The 18,070-nt window shown below is 68.4% G+C and carries 19 protein-coding genes; 11 read left to right on the forward strand and 8 right to left on the reverse strand.

Features of this window, described 5'->3' with window-relative positions:
- Nucleotides 1–66: 66 nt before the first annotated feature.
- Nucleotides 67–1,089, reverse strand: coding sequence for an SGNH/GDSL hydrolase family protein (locus ACLIVD_RS10955; RefSeq protein WP_283331360.1), 1,023 nt, complete (start codon nt 1,087–1,089; stop codon nt 67–69).
- A gap of 135 nt (nt 1,090–1,224) precedes the next feature.
- Here ACLIVD_RS10955 and ACLIVD_RS10960 point away from each other — a divergent pair, with 135 nt between their 5' ends.
- The 4 genes from ACLIVD_RS10960 (at nt 1,225) to ilvA (ending at nt 5,713) form a co-directional block, all read left to right on the forward strand.
- Nucleotides 1,225–2,610 carry a cystathionine beta-synthase gene (locus ACLIVD_RS10960; RefSeq protein ID WP_280781528.1) on the forward strand — a complete coding sequence of 462 codons (1,386 nt, stop codon included), beginning with the start codon at nt 1,225–1,227 and terminating at the stop codon, nt 2,608–2,610.
- 79 nt (nt 2,611–2,689) lie between these two features.
- Nucleotides 2,690–3,214, forward strand: a complete 525-nt coding sequence (locus ACLIVD_RS10965; RefSeq protein ID WP_280781529.1) for a hypothetical protein — start codon at nt 2,690–2,692, stop codon at nt 3,212–3,214.
- 21 nt (nt 3,215–3,235) lie between these two features.
- Nucleotides 3,236–4,408: a cystathionine gamma-synthase gene (locus ACLIVD_RS10970; RefSeq protein WP_283331359.1), complete on the forward strand. Its 1,173-nt coding sequence runs from the start codon at nt 3,236–3,238 to the stop codon at nt 4,406–4,408.
- A gap of 72 nt (nt 4,409–4,480) precedes the next feature.
- Nucleotides 4,481–5,713 carry a threonine ammonia-lyase gene (gene ilvA, locus ACLIVD_RS10975; protein WP_280781531.1) on the forward strand — a complete coding sequence of 411 codons (1,233 nt, stop codon included), beginning with the start codon at nt 4,481–4,483 and terminating at the stop codon, nt 5,711–5,713.
- A gap of 6 nt (nt 5,714–5,719) precedes the next feature.
- Here the strand turns inward: ilvA and ACLIVD_RS10980 are convergent, their stop codons facing one another.
- Genes ACLIVD_RS10980 through ACLIVD_RS10990 form a run of 3 tightly spaced genes read right to left on the reverse strand, consistent with a single transcriptional unit; the run spans nt 5,720 to nt 7,164 of the window.
- Nucleotides 5,720–6,490 carry an FAD:protein FMN transferase gene (locus ACLIVD_RS10980; RefSeq protein ID WP_280781532.1) on the reverse strand — a complete coding sequence of 257 codons (771 nt, stop codon included), beginning with the start codon at nt 6,488–6,490 and terminating at the stop codon, nt 5,720–5,722.
- Nucleotides 6,491–6,515: 25 nt separating this feature from the next.
- Nucleotides 6,516–6,707 (reverse strand): hypothetical protein, encoded by a 192-nt coding sequence (locus ACLIVD_RS10985; RefSeq protein ID WP_164059019.1) that lies wholly within the window; start codon nt 6,705–6,707, stop codon nt 6,516–6,518.
- Nucleotides 6,700–7,164, reverse strand: coding sequence for a hypothetical protein (locus ACLIVD_RS10990; protein ID WP_491932471.1), 465 nt, complete (start codon nt 7,162–7,164; stop codon nt 6,700–6,702). Before ACLIVD_RS10990 ends, ACLIVD_RS10985 begins: the two co-directional genes overlap by 8 nt.
- A 182-nt stretch (nt 7,165–7,346) precedes the next feature.
- Here ACLIVD_RS10990 and ACLIVD_RS10995 point away from each other — a divergent pair, with 182 nt between their 5' ends.
- On the forward strand, nt 7,347–7,907 hold the full coding sequence (locus ACLIVD_RS10995) for a hypothetical protein (RefSeq protein WP_280781534.1): 561 nt from the start codon (nt 7,347–7,349) through the stop codon (nt 7,905–7,907).
- Between the two features lie 146 nt (nt 7,908–8,053).
- A complete protein-coding gene (locus ACLIVD_RS11000; protein ID WP_491932472.1) occupies nt 8,054–9,403 on the forward strand; it encodes a C40 family peptidase in 1,350 nt (449 codons plus the stop codon).
- Between the two features lie 74 nt (nt 9,404–9,477).
- Here ACLIVD_RS11000 and greA read toward each other — a convergent pair whose 3' ends face one another.
- Together greA and ACLIVD_RS11010 are read right to left on the reverse strand one after the other, a co-directional pair.
- Nucleotides 9,478–9,972 carry a transcription elongation factor GreA gene (greA, locus tag ACLIVD_RS11005; RefSeq protein WP_005238978.1) on the reverse strand — a complete coding sequence of 165 codons (495 nt, stop codon included), beginning with the start codon at nt 9,970–9,972 and terminating at the stop codon, nt 9,478–9,480.
- A gap of 227 nt (nt 9,973–10,199) precedes the next feature.
- On the reverse strand, nt 10,200–10,625 hold the full coding sequence (locus ACLIVD_RS11010; RefSeq protein WP_105421465.1) for a DUF4307 domain-containing protein: 426 nt from the start codon (nt 10,623–10,625) through the stop codon (nt 10,200–10,202).
- Between the two features lie 191 nt (nt 10,626–10,816).
- On the opposite strand from ACLIVD_RS11010, the gene mca reads away from it, so the two are divergent.
- Genes mca through ACLIVD_RS11025 form a run of 3 tightly spaced genes read left to right on the forward strand, consistent with a single transcriptional unit; the run spans nt 10,817 to nt 14,045 of the window.
- Nucleotides 10,817–11,695, forward strand: coding sequence for a mycothiol conjugate amidase Mca (mca, locus tag ACLIVD_RS11015; RefSeq protein WP_011597950.1), 879 nt, complete (start codon nt 10,817–10,819; stop codon nt 11,693–11,695).
- Nucleotides 11,692–12,012, forward strand: coding sequence for a hypothetical protein (locus ACLIVD_RS11020; RefSeq protein ID WP_009479102.1), 321 nt, complete (start codon nt 11,692–11,694; stop codon nt 12,010–12,012). The genes mca and ACLIVD_RS11020 overlap by 4 nt, the downstream gene beginning before the upstream one ends.
- A 17-nt stretch (nt 12,013–12,029) precedes the next feature.
- Nucleotides 12,030–14,045, forward strand: a complete 2,016-nt coding sequence (locus tag ACLIVD_RS11025; RefSeq protein WP_283352444.1) for a thioredoxin domain-containing protein — start codon at nt 12,030–12,032, stop codon at nt 14,043–14,045.
- Nucleotides 14,046–14,051: 6 nt separating this feature from the next.
- Here ACLIVD_RS11025 and trhA read toward each other — a convergent pair whose 3' ends face one another.
- Nucleotides 14,052–14,720 (reverse strand): PAQR family membrane homeostasis protein TrhA, encoded by a 669-nt coding sequence (gene trhA, locus ACLIVD_RS11030; protein ID WP_283331357.1) that lies wholly within the window; start codon nt 14,718–14,720, stop codon nt 14,052–14,054.
- Between the two features lie 161 nt (nt 14,721–14,881).
- Between trhA and ACLIVD_RS11035 the strand changes: the two genes are divergently transcribed.
- A complete protein-coding gene (locus ACLIVD_RS11035) occupies nt 14,882–15,649 on the forward strand; it encodes an isoprenyl transferase (protein WP_247252984.1) in 768 nt (255 codons plus the stop codon).
- A 41-nt stretch (nt 15,650–15,690) separates the two neighbouring features.
- Here ACLIVD_RS11035 and coaA read toward each other — a convergent pair whose 3' ends face one another.
- Nucleotides 15,691–16,623 carry a type I pantothenate kinase gene (gene coaA, locus ACLIVD_RS11040; protein ID WP_009479106.1) on the reverse strand — a complete coding sequence of 311 codons (933 nt, stop codon included), beginning with the start codon at nt 16,621–16,623 and terminating at the stop codon, nt 15,691–15,693.
- 169 nt (nt 16,624–16,792) lie between these two features.
- Between coaA and ACLIVD_RS11045 the strand changes: the two genes are divergently transcribed.
- Nucleotides 16,793–18,013 (forward strand): DUF885 domain-containing protein, encoded by a 1,221-nt coding sequence (locus ACLIVD_RS11045; protein WP_280781539.1) that lies wholly within the window; start codon nt 16,793–16,795, stop codon nt 18,011–18,013.
- Nucleotides 18,014–18,070 lie beyond the last annotated feature (57 nt).

Consider the following 18,070-nt stretch of genomic DNA (forward strand, 5'->3'; position numbering starts at 1 on the left):
AGACCACCCGTTCTGTGGCCTTCCCGACAACTTACGTTGCCGGGCGGCACCGGGGACATCGCCATCTCACTCAGCGACCCGTCGCGTCCTGGACGCGGACGCCTCCTCGATCGCGAGGAGTTCGTCGAGGCGGGCAGGTGTGCGTCGCCGGGCACTGAGTCGCCACAGGAAACGGTTGAGCGAGGCGGTCATTCGGGTCGACAGCTTGCGTGATTCCGCGGCCTCCGACACCTCGGGCAGGTCGGGCAGCGGTCCGCCGTGCCACATGCCCAGAGCGGTCGCGAGAACGGGCACGATCTGCATCGCCGCCAGTTCGTACCCCGCCGCGGACGGGTGGAAGTGGTCGGAGGAGAACATCCGGTCGGGGGCCGCCAGGAACTCCGGCGCCAGCAGGTCGGCCAACGCCACCGGGTGGCCACCCGCCGCGCTGGTCGCGGCCGCCTGCGCCCTCGCCAGGCGCAACCCCCACGTCCGGACGACGGTCCGCAGGGGCTGGGGGATCGCGGTCACCACCCCGAGGTCGGGGCACGTTCCGACGACGACTGCGCATTCGCGGGCGCGGAGCCGTTCCACCGCTTCCCCGAGTCTGCGCGCCGACGCCCGAATCGAGTTCTTCGATGTGACGTCGTTGGCGCCGACCAGGATCACCGCGGCGTCCGGCGGCGGTCCGGCAACGAACATCGCGTCCACCTGCCCGCTGAGTCCGCGGGACGTGGCGCCGCCGATGGCCTTGGTGCTCAGCCGGATCCGCTTGCCGGTCTCGTCGGCGAGGCGCCTCGCGATCTGCACGCCGGGAACTTCGTCCGCCGACAGGCATCCCACCCCGGCGGCCGTGGAGTCGCCGAAGATCATCAGATGGACGTCGTACGGGGTGGTCCGCAGCCAGCGTTCGGGGACGGCGTCGCCGGGGGAGTAGACGCCGTCGGCCTCCGGCGGCTTGGCGACGTTGCGCCCGATCACACCGCGGGCCGCCGTCGCCTGGGACATCAGATAGGAGTACGCCACCCACGACAGCGTGCCTGCGCTCGAACCTGCCACGACAGCCGCGGCGCCGGCCTTCACTCCGCTCTGCCAGGTCCTCTTGGGCACTGGTCTCACCTTTCCGCTACCTGGTGCTCATCTCACGGGTTCCAGCGGACTGCGTCCGCACCAATCTAGTCGGATCAGGGCCCCCGTGCCGGACGTCTGTGAGCATCGGATCAGGGCATCTGGGAGCATGGAGGCATGCGCATCGCGGAACACGTCGTCGACCTGATCGGCAACACCCCTCTCGTCAAGCTCTCTTCTGTCATCGGCGAGAACCACGGGACCGTTGCAGCCAAGATCGAATACCTCAACCCGGGTGGAAGCTCGAAGGACCGCATCGCGGTCAAGATGATCGACGCCGCGGAGGCGTCCGGTGAGCTGAAGCCGGGCGGGACCATCGTCGAGCCCACGTCCGGCAACACCGGCATCGGCCTCGCCCTGGTGGCCCAGAAGCGCGGATACAAGTGCGTGTTCGTCTGCCCCGACAAGGTCAGCGAAGACAAGCGGAACGTCCTCAAGGCCTACGGCGCCGAGGTCGTGGTGTGCCCCACCGCGGTCGCGCCCGAGCACCCCGACAGCTACTACAGCGTCTCCGACCGGCTCGCACGCGAGCTCCCCGGCGGCTGGAAGCCCAACCAGTACTCCAACCCGGGCGGCCCGCAGAGCCACTACGAGACCACCGGCCCCGAGATCTGGGCCGACACCGACGGCAAGATCACCCACTTCGTCGCGGGCGTCGGCACCGGCGGCACCATCACCGGCACCGGCCGCTACCTCAAGGAGGTGTCCGACGGCAAGGTCAAGGTCATCGGCGCCGACCCCGAGGGTTCCGTGTACTCGGGTGGCACCGGCCGTCCGTACCTGGTCGAGGGCGTGGGCGAGGACTTCTGGCCGAGCGCCTACGACCCGTCCATCCCCGACGAGATCATCGCCGTGTCCGACGCCGACTCCTTCGAGATGACCCGACGTCTCGCCCGCGAAGAGGGCCTGCTGGTCGGCGGCTCCTGCGGCATGGCCGTCGTCGCCGCACTCGAGGTCGCCAAGCGCGAGGGCCCCGACGCCGTCATCGTCGTCCTGCTGCCCGACGGTGGTCGCGGATACCTCTCGAAGATCTTCAACGACAAGTGGATGGCGTCCTACGGATTCCTCCGCACCCCGCTCGACGGCAAACCCGACGAGAAGACCGTCGGCGACGTGCTGCGCGGCAAGTCCGGCGAACTCCCGGACCTCGTCCACACCCACCCGTCCGAGACGCTGCGCGACGCCATCGAGATCCTCCGCGAGTACGGGGTGTCCCAGATGCCCGTCGTCGGCGCGGAGCCGCCCGTCATGGCCGGTGAAGTGGCGGGCAGCGTCACCGAGCGCGACCTGCTCAGTGCCGTGTTCGAGGGCCGCGCGCACCTGGCCGACCCGGTGGAGAAGCACATGAGCAAGCCGTTCCCGCTCATCGGTTCCGGCGAGCCCGTGTCGGCCGCCACGAAGGCGCTCGGCGACACCGACGCGCTGATGGTCGTCGACGACGGCAAGCCCGCCGGGGTCATCACCCGCCACGACCTTCTCGGTTTCCTCAGCGCCGGTTCCTAGACAACACTGGTCCCCGCTGCGCACGGAACGTACGGTGCACAGCGGGGCGCCGGTGCGGTGTCCGTGAGGGGGAATCACAGTGGGTGCTCGTCTGCGTCGTGTTCTGGTGGTCCCGGCCGTCCTGCTCGGGTTCGCCGCCGCCGGATGCGGGAACAGCATCGAGGGTGCCGCGGTCGCGCAGTCGGACATCGACTCGGTCTCTTCGGGTACGTCGCCTTCGGAGGCATCCGCAGACTGCACCGCGCTGACGAAGGCACTCGGCCGCCTGGTGTCGGACCGGCCGCATCTCACCGAGGCCGTACTGCCCGGATCGACCGATCCGACGTGCTCGTGGTCCAAGGGACCGACCAACGTCATGAGCACCATCACCGCGTCGGTCAAGCCGCAGGTGACGGATCCCGCCGTCCTCGTCGAGATGCGGAACGGAACCAACGTCGTCCCCGACCCCCGTTCCGCCGAGTTCGGCGGGGTGGTCCTGGACGTCGTGGCCATGGCGCTGCTCACCCCGGAACACAGCATCATCGTCAACGCGCTCGACCCCTCCGTCAGCGACGCGACCAAGCTCGACGTCGCGTTCGCGATCGCGGAGTATCTGGAGAATTAGGTCCCCACTAGGCTGGGGGCCATGAGTGAGCAGCGCAGCAAAGCGGACAACATCAGCTGGCAGGGGTTCTCCACCAAGGCCGTGCACGCAGGATTCGACCCGGACCCGCAGACGGGCGCCGTCAACGTCCCGATCTACGCGAGTTCGACGTTCGCGCAGGACGGCGTCGGCGGCATGCGTAACGGATTCGAATACGCCCGCACCGGCAACCCCACCCGACGACCGCTCGAGGCCAACCTCGCCGCCCTCGAGTCGGGCACCTACGGTCGCGCTTTCGGCTCGGGCATGGCCGCCACCGACTGCCTGCTCCGTGCCGCGCTCCGCCCCGGCGACCACCTCGTCATCCCGAACGACGCCTACGGCGGAACGTTCCGCCTGATCGACAAGGTCTTCACCCAGTGGGGCATCGAGTACACGCCCGCCGCGGTGTCCGACGTGGACGCGGTCCGGGCAGCCATCCGCCCCAACACCAAGCTCGTATGGGTGGAGACGCCCACCAACCCGCTCCTCAACATCGGTGACATCGAGGCACTGTCCGACATCGCGCACGAGGCCGGCGCGAAGATCGTCGTCGACAACACGTTCGCCTCGCCGTACCTGCAGCAGCCGCTGCAGCTGGGCGCCGACGTCGCGCTGCACTCGACCACCAAGTACATCGGCGGACACTCCGACGTCGTCGGCGGCGCACTCGTCACCAACGACGAGGAACTCGACACGGCGTTCGCGTTCCTGCAGAACGGTGCAGGCGCGGTCCCCGGCCCCTTCGACGCGTTCCTCACGCTCCGCGGCATCAAGACCCTCTCCCTGCGCATGGAGCGGCACAGCGACAACGCCGAGAAGGTCGTCGAACTGCTCACCGGGCACTCCGCGGTGTCGCAGGTCATCTACCCCGGACTCGAGTCGCACCCCGGCCACAAGGTCGCGGAGAGGCAGATGCGCCGCTTCGGCGGCATGATCTCGGTCCGCCTCGCCGGCGGCAAGCAGGCCGCGCTGGACTTCTGCTCGCGCACCGAGATCTTCACGCTGGCCGAGTCGCTCGGCGGCGTCGAGTCGCTGATCGAGCACCCGGGTGCCATGACCCACGCCTCCACCGCCGGTTCGCTGCTCGAGGTTCCGGACGACCTGGTGCGTCTGTCCGTCGGCATCGAGGATGCCGCCGACCTCGTGGGCGACATCGAGCAGGCACTGAAGTAGTAGGCGGCTTCGCCGCCCGTGCGCCTTTTTGGTTGCCGCCGCTACCAAAAAGGCGCACGGGCCGAAGGCCTTATGCTGGCCCGCGTGGAGCCTGTCACGCTGGATCAGATCAGAGCAGCTCGTAAGCTGCTGGACCCCGTCATGCGCCGGACGCCGGTGATCGCGTCCCGGGCGCTGTCGGAACGCTGCGGGCACGTCGTGTCGTTGAAGTGCGAGAACTTGCAGCGCACAGGGTCTTTCAAACCGCGCGGTGCGTACAACCGGATCGCGAATCTGTCGGTCGCGGAACGGGCTTGCGGGGTCGTGGCGGCCAGCGCCGGCAATCACGCGCAGGGCGTGGCCTGGGCGGCCACGGAACTGGGCATCCCGTCCACCGTGTTCATGCCCACCGGCGCACCCCTGCCGAAACTCGTCGCCACCAAGGCGTACGGCGCCACCGTCCACTTGACCGGCGACACCGTGGACGACGCGCTCGTCGCCGCGAAGGAGTTCGCGGACGAGACCGGCGCCGTCCTCATCCATCCCTTCGATCACGTCGACATCGTCGCCGGGCAGGGGACCGTCGGGCTCGAGATCCTCGAGCAGGAACCCGACGTCGGCACCCTCGTCGTCCCGACCGGCGGCGGTGGGCTGATCGCGGGCATCGCCGCGGCGGTCAAAGCCACCCGGCCGGACGTGCGGATCGTCGGCGTCCAGGCCGAGCAGGCGGCCGCCTGGCCGCGTTCGCTGGCGGAGGGCCGCCCGATACCGCTGGAGACCATGTCGACCATGGCCGACGGCATCGCAGTCGGCCGGCCCGGCGACGTGCCCTTCGCCCACGTCGGCTCGCAGGTCGACGCCATCGTCACGGTCAGCGAGGACGCCCTGTCCCGGGCGCTGCTGCTGTGCCTCGAACGCGCGAAGCTCATCGTGGAGCCTGCGGGCGCGGCGGCGGTGGCCGCGTTGATCAGCTGCTCGACGGACGAGCTGGGACTCACCGGGAAGGTGTGCGCGGTGCTGTCCGGCGGCAACATCGACCCGTTGCTGCTCACCCACGTCGTCAATCACGGTCTCCGGGCGGCCGGACGGTATCTCGGTGTGCACGTGACCATTCCGGACCGACCGGGTGGTCTGGTCAGTCTCCTCGGCGTGATCAGCGGCAACGGCGCCAGTGTGGTGGACGTCGTCCACTCTCGCACCGGCGGTGCGCTCGCGCTCGACGAGGTGGAGGTGTTCCTCACCGTCGAGACCCGTGGTCCCGGCCACCGGCAGGATCTCCTCGACGCCCTGCGCGACGCCCAGTACGCGGTTCGCCTGCAGGAGTAGGCGGACCTAGCTCGGCCACCCGCCCAGGGTGGTCACCCGGAACTCCTGATCCACCAGCCGGGCAGGCAGCTCGAGGTTGGTGAGCCAGTCGATCGCACCGCCGCCCATCCCGACCGCGGCCGTGCTGGACGCGTGCGCGGTGGTGCACGACCCGGCCACCACGGACACGGTCCGCCACAACGAGATCGAGTCGGGGTGCAGCGGCTTGACGGTGCTGGCGGTCGCCACGGCCGCACCCGACGGGATCGACACCTGGCAGGTGGGGTCGCCCGGCAGGTCCTGGACCTGGACCTGCCAGCCGCCCGGTGGTGTGGTCCCGGCGGTGGCGATGTCTCCGCCGAGCGCCACCAGGACGCCACACCCGAGAAGTTCCGCCGTCGTCGATGCGCAGTGGTCGGCGGAACTCGCCCGCGCGGTGGCCGTCAGGTCGAGTTCCACCCCGGCGGGGAGCGTGACCTCGGTGCCGTCGACGGTGATCGACCGCCACGACTGGGGTGCGGGGGCCGACGCCGTGGGGTCGAGTGCGCCCTCCGTGGTCCGCGCTGCGGCGAGGGCGTCGGTGAGGAACCGGGCGAACATCGGGGTGACCGTGTTCGGGCCCTCGTCGAGCGAGCGGATCTCGGCGTCCGCGCGGTCCCGGTTGACGGCGGCATCGGCGGCCGCGAGGTAACCGCGGATCAGGTTCGACGCCGAGCTCAGGGCGTCGGGGTCGGTGACGACGATGCGTGCGTGCACACCCCAGGTGGACCATTCGGTTGCGCTGCGTGCGCTGGTCATGTGGTGGTTCTCCGGTCGCGCGATGTCAGGAACCGCTGGACACGGCGTCCGGAGTGCCGAATCCGGCCGAGACGAGGGGCGCGGCCACCGTCGAATCGGGGGTCGCGGGGTCCGCTGCCGCCGCCATACCACCACCGGCGACCAGTCCGGCGATTCCGGCTGCCGCCAGGACGCGGCGAACGGGAAGCAGGCGGGAAATCCGTCGGTCTTCACTCATGCCGACCAGCTTCCCCGAAGAACCTTAGAACAACCTGGGAAGAATCTGTCTCTCCTCGCCGAGTGCGCACTAGTGCAGCGCACGCCCGGCGTGTCACATGCAGTTGTGCGCAGTCGTGCCGGACAGCCGTCGGCGTGACGGAGTCGTCACTACGATCGGATCCGTGATCGCAGACCATGACGAACTGCTCGATGCCGCTATGGGTTTGCTGCGGGAGCGCGGCCCCCTTTCCGACCGGGAGCTGACGGTCGCGCTTGCGGATTCGGGTAGGGGAGACATCGACGAGCTGATCGAATTCGTCGAGGACTTCGACGCGCGGCTTCTCGGGATTCTCCCCGACGACCGAAAGGTCGCACTCGACGTTCTGCTCGCGGGCCGCGTCCTCACACACCGCCTCACCGCGCGGGAGATCTCGGCCGACGTCGTGGAGGTGGAGGATTTCGAGCCGATCCTGCACCTCGCATCCGGGGAGCCCGACGTCGATGGATTCGAGTTCTCGGTCGCGGACGAGGGCGCGGACAGGTTCGCGGACGAGACAGTCAGCCGACTCCCAGGCCGGGACTGGGCCGAAACCATCCCTGCTGGTGCGGGTCGGGGAAGAAGTACAAGATATGTCACCTCGGAAAGGGCGACCATCCGTTGTCCGAGCGGGCCGCGTGGCTGTACCAGAAGTCGAAGCTGCACGCGGAGGAGCTCGGCTGGCGGGATCGGATCTTGGAGTTCGCCGAAATTCGGTCCGAGTACTGGGTGGGTGAGGAAGCGCTGTTCGAGGCGTTGGACGACCCGCTGGTTGCCGACGTCGCGCTGTTCGAAGGCGGTGCGTTCACCGACTTCGTCGACAGCCGTGGCGACTTGCTGCCCCCGGACGAGTTAGCACTCGCACGGCAGTGGCAGGAGATCGAACGGTCGGTGCACGAGGTGGAGGAGGTCCGGCCGGGTGTGGGTCTGACACCGCGGGACCTGCGCACCGGTGACCTGCACGCGATCAGGGAACGTACCGCGAGCCGGCAATTGCACGTCGGGAATCTGATCTGTGCCCGCGTCGTCCCTGCGGGTGACACATGGCAGATCTTCGGAGAAATCGAACCGATCGCGCCGGCTCAGCGCACGACACTCCTCGAGATGTTGGACGACGAGACCACGGATCCGGCCGACCTGGTCGCGATCCTCAGCGAACGTTTCGTGCCGGTGCGTGGGTGACCGAGGCGACGTGATTCGCCAGGTGCCGCGCTCCCGCAGGTCACGGTAGGAAACGGATCAATCCCGCAGAATCGCCTCGCACCTGCTGTGCCCCGTCGTAACGTGAACTCACTCGGTTAGGTGCACCGAGGAGGAGGAGCGCACGTATGTCAGTTGATGCAGCGGCGATCATCGTGGCGATCACCACCGCAGCGGGGGCAATCGTTCAGGGAGCGGACATACCGCAGCCGGTGAAAGATCAAGCAGCCGAAGCAATTCAGGTGGTCGAGCAGGCCTCACCCGACGTTCAGAAACAAGTAAACGACGCGATATCGACCCTCCCGGAACCGGCCCGCGTGCAGGCCGAGCAGATGGTGGCCCAGGCCTCGGATGTGGTGAAGCAGGCAACCGACCCCTACATTCCACCGCCGCCCGCCGTCGAGGCGGCGCCGCCGCCCGCCCCGGTTCCCCCACTGGCACTCCCGGACACTCCACTCGACCAGCCGCCCGCGATGAGCGCCCCCGACGTCGGCACGGCGATCGGGGGCCTCGCCGCTCTGCCCGGGGTCCCGGCCCTGATCAGCGGACTCGGATCGCTGATCCCGTCCGTCCCCGCCGGCTTCCCCGGTGTCTCGCTCGCGCCGGTCGGCGCCGTCGCCGTCTTCGCTCCGTGGATCCGCAAGGCCGGGTCATTGTGCGAGGGCATCAAGCCGCCGACCCTGGCGGCCCTGTACTCCGTCGAGAACGGTTTCCGCTACGGCGCGAACTCACCGGTGTCCCGGGCGGGCGCCCGCGGACCCGGCCAGTTCATGCCCCCGGCCTGGGCCAAGTACGGCAAGGACGCGGACGGCGACGGCAAGGTCGACATCAACGGCGTCGCCGACCCGATGATGGCGTCCGGTCAGATGCTGTGCGACCTGTTCGGGCAGATCGAGGGCTGGAAGAAGGAAGGTGTGGTCAGGGGTGACACCCTCGACCTTACGATCGCCGCCTACAACGCCGGGGCGGGTGCGGTCCGGACCGCCGGTGGCATGCCCGCAGGCAAGTTCGACTACGAGCACGAAACGCAGCCGTACGTCGCGCGGATCCGATCGCTGGAGGAGTCGTTCGCGCGGATGCTGTCGCCGTTCTTCTACGGTGCGGCCGCCGGTGACACGAGCCGCGTCGTCGAGGCGGCCATGCGGTTCATCGGGCTGCCGTACGTGTGGGGCGGCGGCAACATCAACGGACCGTCCGGCGGCGGTTTCGACTGCTCCGGACTGACCTCGTTCGCTGTTTACGCCGCAACCGGCGTCAAACTGCCCCGCACGTCGGAAACGCAGTGGCATGTGGGTGTGGAGGTGCCGCTGTCGCAGGCCAGGCCCGGTGACCTGCTGTTCGGTAACTGGCAGTCGGGTGGACCGGGACACGTGGCGATCTATGTCGGGAACGGCCAGATGCTGCACGCCCCGACGACGGGTGACGTGGTGCGCATCGGCCCCGTGTTCGCCGACATGAAGGCCCGCAGGGTCTTCTGATCCCGGGCGTCACAGCAGAAAACTCCGGCCCGGGCACTGGGCCCGGACCGGAGTTTTCGGCGGTGGATCCGAGATCAGCTGTGGTACGGCTCCGCGCTGACGAGCGTCACCTTCATGCTGCTGCCGTTGGGCAGCGTGTATTCGCGGGTTTCGCCGACCTTCGCCTCGAGCAGTGCCCCACCCAGCGGGGAGTTGGGGGAGTAGACCTCGAGCTTGTTGTCGCGTGCACCCTCTTCGCGGGTGGCGATCAGGAACGTTTCGGTGTCTTTCTCGTCGCCGTCGTAGTACACCTTCACCACGGAACCGGGCAGTGCGACACCGGACTGGGTGGGCGCTTCGCCGACCTTCGCGCTGTTCAGGAGTTCCTGAAGCTGGCGGATGCGTGCCTCCTGCTGACCCTGCTCTTCGCGGGCTGCGTGGTAGCCACCGTTCTCCTTCAGATCGCCCTCTTCGCGACGCTCGTTGATCTCGGCGGCGATGACCGGACGATTGGCAATGAGCTGGTCGAGTTCGCTCTTGAGCCTGTCATGTGACTCCTGGGTCAGCCAGGTCACCTGGGTCTCGGTCATCTCGATCACTCCCTCGTAGTTGGAGCCGCCGGGCTCCCTCGACAGACCACTGCAACAGCAGTGATCAACGGCTCGGCGGAATTCGACGGCCGGGGCCGTTCGATTTCCGCCTTGCCGCCAATGCAGCAATACACGGTTCCAAACCGGAACCGTGTACCAGGCGATTCTAGCACGATCGGGGAGCGCAAACCCCGAATAACCCGAACGGTCGCTCGGGTGCGCCGGTGTCAGCCGCGGGTCAGATAGGCAGGAACGTCCAGGCTGCAGCCGTAGATGTCGCCCATCGCGGGCGGGCGCGACGTGTAGACGGGGGCGGTGACTTTCACCGTCTGGTCCTCGCCGCCGGCGATGTAGACCTCGCGCCGACCGGTCTCGGAACCGTCCTTGGACCGGGAGCGGACGATGCAGACCGCCGCCTGTGACGGATCCTCACGGGTGACGGTGAACGTGATGTCCAGCTGCGAATCACTCACCAGATCGAACGACGTGGCCTCACTGTCGATCTCGGAGACGGCGAACTTGTCGTAGGCGACGAACGCCACGATCACACCGACGACCACGACCGCCGCGGTCAGCGCCCACACGAGCCAGCGCTTCGGGCGCGCAGGCTTTGCTGCGGCTGTGTATCGGCCCGGGGGAAGCGTTCTCGTCATCTCTCAACTCTCGTACAGCTCCGGTTCCACGTAACTCACAGCACTCGAGCGGGGGCACGGCTGCAAGCGGAACTCTCGGGTGGAACTATAGAGGACGTGCGTCAGTGCGCCGTCAGTGATGGCGGAGGGCGAGAGCGCGCGACACGGACAAGCCGGCAACGGCTACTGGCGAAGTTGAGGTGAACGAATACGTGAGCGGATTCCGGCTCATGGCCGTCCATGCCCATCCCGACGACGAGTCGAGCAAGGGTGCCGCGACAACGGCCCGTTACGCCGCAGAGGGCAACGAAGTGAAGGTCGTGACGTTGACCGGGGGTGAACGTGGCGACATCCTCAACCCCGCGATGGACGTGCCCGGGGTGCGTGACCGCATCCACGAGGTCCGCATCGAGGAGATGGCGGAGGCCGCGCGCATCCTCGGAGTCCAGCACCAGTGGCTGGGATTCGTCGACTCCGGTCTGCCCGAGGGCGACCCGAAGCCGCCGCTGCCGGAGGGCTGCTTCGCGCTCGTTCCGCTCGAGGAGTCGACCGAGGCCCTCGTGCGGGTGATCCGCGAGTTCCGTCCGCACGTCATGACCACGTACGACGAGAACGGCGGCTACCCGCACCCCGATCACATCCGCTGCCACGAGGTGTCGATGGCCGCGTACGAGGCCGCTGCCGACCCGGAGCGGTTCCCCGACGCCGGGGAACCGTGGAAGGTGCAGAAGGTCTACTACTCGCACGGCTTCATCCGGAAGCGTCTGCTGCAGTTCCAGGAGGAGTACGACCGCCGGGGCGAAGAGTTCCCGATGGCCGAGTGGCTCAAGAAGTGGAAGACCGAGCAGGGCGACCTGATGGCACGCGTCACCACCCAGATCACGTGCGGCGACTACTTCCCGCAGCGTGACGACGCGTTGCGGGCCCACGCGACGCAGATCGATCCGAACGGCTCGTTCTTCGCGGTTCCGCTGGAAATCCAGCAGAAGATCTGGCCGACCGAGGAATTCGAACTCGCCAAGACCCGGGTCACCACCTCCATCCCGGAGAACGACCTGTTCGCGGGCATCACCGAGGACGGACAGCCGTGAATGCGTTGACCGTGAACCTGTTGGCCGGCACGGCGGACGTCCTGGCGCAGACGCCGAGCACCCCGTCGGGCCCCGAGTTCGGCAAGGCGTCGCCCATCGGCCTCGTCGTCATTCTCGCGCTGCTCGCGGGTGTGGTGCTGCTGGTGCGTTCGATGAACAAGAAGCTCAAGAATCTGCCCGAGACGTTCGAGCCGGAGCATCCCGAACCGGACCAGGAAGTGGACGAGGGCACCGACCGCGGCGCGATCCACGGTGGCGGGGCGAGCAGCACCGAACCGCCGAAGCCCACGGACACCCCACCCAACCTGCAGAAATAGTCGAACAGGAGCTGGAGATGGACCCACGCGCACAGAACACACTCGGTGGGTCCACCAGCCCCTATCTGCGACAGCACGCCGCCAACCCCGTGCACTGGCAGCAGTGGGGTCCGGAGGCGACCGAGTGGGCGCGCGAGCGGGACGTCCCGATCCTGTTGTCGATCGGATACTCGGCGTGCCACTGGTGCCACGTGATGGCCCACGAGTCCTTCGAGGACGAGGCGGTGGCGTCGCTGATGAACGAGCATTTCGTGTGCGTCAAGGTCGACCGTGAGGAGCGTCCCGACCTCGATGCCGTGTACATGAACGCCACCGTCGCGATGACCGGTCAGGGTGGCTGGCCGATGACGTGCTTCCTCACTCCCGACGGCGCCCCGTTCTACTGCGGCACCTACTACCCGGCCGAGCCGCGCGGCGGCATGCCGTCGTTCACCCAGCTGCTGAGCGCCATCGCCGACACGTGGCGGGACCGCCGCGGTGACGTCGACGACGCGGCCGCCTCGGTGGTCGCCGAACTGCGGCGGGGAGCCGGCGGCATCCCCGAGGGTGATGTCCGAGTGGACGCGGCCCTGCTGGATGCGGCCGCCGGAGCCGTGCTGCGGGACGAGGACGCCGACCGCGGCGGGTTCGGCGGAGCCCCCAAGTTTCCGCCGTCCGCGCTGATGGAAGGCCTGCTGCGCACGTACGAGCGGTCCGGTGCCGAGGAGGTGCTCGGCGTCGTGGCGCGGACGGCGTCGGCGATGGCGCGCGGCGGCATCTACGACCAGCTCGGCGGCGGTTTCGCCCGCTATTCGGTCGACGCCGCGTGGGTGGTGCCGCACTTCGAGAAGATGCTCTACGACAACGCCCAGCTGCTGCGCGCGTACGCGCACCTGGGCCGGCGCACGGGCTCGGACCTGGCCGTCCGGGTCACCGAGGAGACCGTCGAGTTCCTGCTGCGCGATCTGCGCACCGACAACGGGTCGTTCGCGTCCGCCCTCGACGCCGACACGGAGGGTGTCGAGGGACTCACGTACGTGTGGACCCCTGGGCAGCTCGTCGAGATCCTCGGGACCGAGGACGGGGAGTGGGCGGCCCGGGTGTTCGCGGTGACTGCGGACGGGACGTTCGAGGCGGGCACGTCCGTCCTGCAGCTTCCGCACGATCCGGACGACTGGGACCGCTGGCGCCGGATCCGGGGCACGCTGCTCGCCCGGCGTGCGATGCGGCCGCAGCCGGGACGCGACGACAAGGTGGTCACCGCCTGGAACGGACTCACGATCACCGCGCTCGCCGAGGCCGGTGCCGGGCTCGGCAGGCCGGAGTGGGTGGCCGCGGCCGCCGACTGCGCGCGTGCGGTGCTGGGATTGCACGTCGTCGACGGGCGCCTGCGGAGGGCGTCCCTGGGAACGTCGGTGGGCGAATCGGCGGGGGTACTCGAGGACTACGCCTGCCTGGCGACGGGCCTCCTCGCGCTGTATCAGGCGACCGGCGACAGTGAGTGGCTGACGCACGCGCAGGCGCTGCTGGACCGCGCCCTGATCCATTTCGCCGACGACGAGCGGCCGGGAAGCTGGTTCGACACCGCCGACGACGCCGAGTCCCTGGTGACCCGTCCCCGCGACCCGGTCGACGGTGCGACGCCGTCCGGGGCGTCGTGTCTGGTCGAGGCGCTGCTCACCGCGGCTGCGGTGGCCGACGCGGAGGCGTCGGGACGGTACGCGACCGCGGCCGCCGAATCGCTCGACCGGGTGGCACTGCTTCTGGAGCGCGCACCGCGATCGGCCGGGCACTGGCTCGCAGTGGCGGAGGCGTCGGTGCGCGGCCCGATCCAGGTGGCCGTCGCAACCGACGGCGATTCCGCCCTGCTCCGGGAGGCGCGCAGACTCGCTCCCGGTGGTGCCGTCGTGGTAGGCGGCGCACCGGACTCGTCACCGCTGCTCGCCGACCGGCCGCTGGTCGGCGGCGCGTCCGCGGCGTACGTGTGCCGCGGGTTCGTGTGCGACCGCCCGGTGACGACGATCGAGGACCTGGGTGTCGCGTTGAGCCGGTAGTCCGGCCTAGCGGAACACCACCAGCCACACGGCGATGTAGTGGCACAGGGCCGCGATGACGGTGGCGGCGTGGAAGAACTCGTGATGACCGAACGTGGTCGGCCAGGGGTTGGGCCACTTGGTGGCGTAGAGGATCGCGCCCACCGAGTACAGGATGCCGCCGATCAGCAGCAGCACCATCGGGACGACGCCGACCTCGTGCGTCAGTTCGGGTGCGACCGGCACGATGGCCCAGCCGAGCAGCAGGTAGAGCGGCACCCCGACCCAGCGCGGTGCCGTCGGCCACAGCATTTTCAGTGCGACCCCGGCGAGCGCCCCCGCCCACACGACGATCAGCAGCGTCCGGCCCGTGTCGGGCGGAAGCCCCAGGACCGCGAACGGGGTGTAGCTGCCGGCGATGAACAGGAAGATCATCGAGTGGTCCGCGCGTTTCATCCACGTGCGGGCCTTGACGGTGTTCCAGTGGATGCGGTGGTAGGTGGCGCTGACCCCGAACACACCGCACACCGTGAGGCTGTAGACGGCGGTGGCGAGCGCCGCTTTCCCGGACACCTGGGTGCCCGACAGTGTGACGAGGACGATGCCGGCGATCACGGAGACGCCGAACGCCCACAGGTGGATCCACCCTCGCAATCGGGGTTTGACGGGCAGTTCGTCGAGGCCGAAAGCGGTCACTGAACACCTCTTCTCGCTGTGCGTGGCGCTAACCTACGCAACCGTAGGTTAGCTTGTGGTGAGAGCGTACCCGTCGGTAGCGGCAAGCCGTGTGCTGTGTGACGGCCGTCGCGGATCACCTTCGGGTGCGGCGTACTCTTGCGTGTCATGGTGATCTCCAGGTGAGTGCGCGAGGACTGCTGTACAGCATCTACGAGCGTCGGCTACTGAAGCGGCTCGACGGTCTACAGCACCCTCGGCACATTGCCGTGATGTGCGACGGCAACCGGCGGTGGGCCCGGGAAAACGGCTTCGAGGACGTCAGTCACGGCCACCGCATGGGTGCCCTGAAGATCTCCGAGATGCTCGGGTGGTGCGACGCCGCGGGCATCGAGATGGCCACCATCTACCTGCTGTCCACCGAGAACCTGCGCCGCGACCCCGGGGAACTCGACACCCTGCTCGAGATCATCACGGATGTCGTCGAGGAGATCTCCGGCCCCGACAAGAACTGGAGCGTCAAGATCGTCGGCGCCCTCGACCTCCTGCCCTCCGAACAGTCCCGCCGTCTGCGTGACGCGGCTGCCGGGACCGAGGGGCGCACCGGCACCCACGTCAACGTCGCGATCGGCTACGGCGGCCGCCAGGAGATCGCCGACGCCGTGCAGTCGCTGCTGAGCGAGAAACTCCTCGCGGGACTGTCGGGGGACGAACTGGTGAAATCGATCACAGTCGACGGCATCGACGGTCACCTCTACACGTCCGGCCAGCCCGACCCCGACCTCGTGATCCGCACGTCGGGGGAGCAGCGGCTGTCGGGGTTCCTGCTGTGGCAGAGTGCCTATTCCGAGATCTGGTTCACCGAGGCGTACTGGCCCGAGTTCCGCCGCGTCGACTTCCTCCGCGCGCTCCGCGACTACGCCGCCCGGCACCGCCGCTTCGGCGTCTGACGTGAGTGGCGAAGCGTGCCGGAACACACTTCGCCACTCACCTACAGCTTCCGCAGCCGCAGCCGGTTGATCGAATGATTGGCGTCCTTGCGCAGCACGAGCGTGGCACGCGGACGCGTCGGCAAGATGTTCTCCACGAGGTTCGGCCGGTTGATGTTGTGCCAGATCTCCTGAGCGGCAGCCGTCGCGTCCCGGTCGGACAATCCCGCATAGTGGTGGAAGTGCGCGTCGGGGTCGGAGAACGACGTCTTCCGCAGCGCGAGAAAACGCTGGATGTACCAGTTCTCGATGTCCTCGATGCGGGCGTCGACGTAGATCGAGAAGTCGAACAGATCCGACACCATCAGCCGTGGTCCGGTCTGCAGCACGTTGAGACCCTCGATGATGAGGATGTCGGGCTGCCGGATCAGGTGGTACTGGCCCGGGATGATGTCGTACGAGATGTGTGAATAGACCGGTGCGGCCACTTCCTCTGCCCCCGACTTCACCTCGGTGACGAACCGCAGCAACTTCCGGCGGTCGTAACTCTCGGGAAAGCCCTTGCGGTGCATGATCCCACGGCGGTTCAGTTCGGCCGTCGGATACAGGAAGCCGTCCGTCGTCACCAGGTCGACGCGCGGGTGGTGCTCCCACCGCGCGAGGAGGGCCTGGAGGACACGGGCCGTGGTGGATTTGCCGACCGCCACACTGCCGGCGACGCCGATCACGAACGGCACCTGCTGGTCGGGGTGCTTCTCGCCGAGGAACGTCGCGGTCGCGGCGAACAGTCGCTGCCTGGCCGCGACCTGCAGGTGGATGAGACGCGACAGCGGCAGGTACACCTCCGCGACCTCTTCGAGGTCGATCTGCTCGCCGAGGCCCCGCAGTCCGTACAGCTCTTCCTCGGTCAGGACGAGTGGCGTCGACTTACGCAGTGTGCGCCACTGCTTCCGGTCGAATTCGACGTACGGACTGGACTCGCTCGTCCGCGCCATCAGTTCCGCTCACACTCGGGTACACGGGGGAGTGAGCGGTCCATGCCCAGAATCTCTGCCGTCGTCGTTGCGCTGGCGAGTAGCGGTTGCATAGTCGGATTGTGCTTGGTGCCACAGGCTGCGCTGTCGGCGGGTCGGGAACACGCGTCTGCGACTAAGGTCGGACGGCATGGAATCCGTTTCGTTCGTACGCGAATACTTGCTGCTCGGGCTGGGTTTCGACCGGCTGGAGGAAGGATTCGTCGACGCGTATACCGGCGATCCCGCGCTGCGCAGGCAGGTGGAGAACGCGCCGAAGCCCGATCCGCGCGACCTCGCGCGCACGGCGGCGAACCTCCGCGCGGAATTGCCGTCGGCCGGATTGTCCGAGGAGCGGACCCGGTTCCTCGACGTCCATCTCCGTGCCCTCGAATGCTCGGGGCGAAAGTTCGCGGGCGACGACGTCGGTTTCGTCGACGAGGTCGAGGCGTACTTCGACGTCCGCATCGAACGCGGCGACGAGGAGCAGTACCGGGAGGCGCACCGCAAGATGGACGCCGTGCTGCCCGGAACGGGGCCGCTCGCCGAACGCATCCAGGCCCACCGCGCGAAGGACGAGATCCCCGCGGACCGGTTGCAGGAATGTGTCGACGCCTTCTCGAGTGCCCTGCGCGACCTCGTGCGGGAGCATTACGCACTGCCCGACTCGGAGGTCGTGGAGTACGAGGTGGTGGGCGACAAGCCGTGGTCGGGGTTCAACTACTACCTCGGCGACTACCGGTCCCGGGTCGCGATCAACTCCGACCTCGAGCAGCACATGTCGAACCTGCCGCGGCTGATCGCGCACGAGTCGTACCCCGGCCACCACACCGAGCACTGCCGCAAGGAAGCCGGACTCGTCGGGTCGGGACAGCTCGAGCAGACGTTGTTCGTCGTCAACACCCCGCAGTGCCTGATGGCCGAGGGCCTCGCGGACCTCGCGCTCGAATCGATCGTCGGGTCCGACTGGGGGCTGTGGGCGCAGGAAATCTACGCCGACCTCGGCCTGCGATTCGACGGTGAGCAGGCGCAACGTTTGTCCGGGGCGTCCGGGCAGCTGCTCGGTGTGCGGCAGGACGCGGCGATGATGCTGCACGACGAGGGTCGCAGCCACGACGACGTCGCGGCGTTCCTGCAGCGGTGGAGTCTGTCGACCCCCGAGCGGGCCCGGCAGTCGCTGCGGTTCCTGTCCTCGCCGCTGTGGCGGGCGTACACCAGCACCTACGTGGAGGGATACCGCCTGCTCGGCGGCTGGCTGGCCGAGGTGCCCGTCGGCGCGGAGCGGTCGGAGCGGTTCCGTCGACTGCTCGACGAGCCGCTCGTTCCCAGCGTCCTGCGCGCCGGTGAGGGGTACCTCACCGCGGGCGGTTAGGAAGTCCTCACGGATACTTCGTAGACTGGGAGCATTCGTTTCCGCATCCAGCTTGGA

Source organism: Rhodococcus sp. G6(2025), from assembly GCF_058628105.1.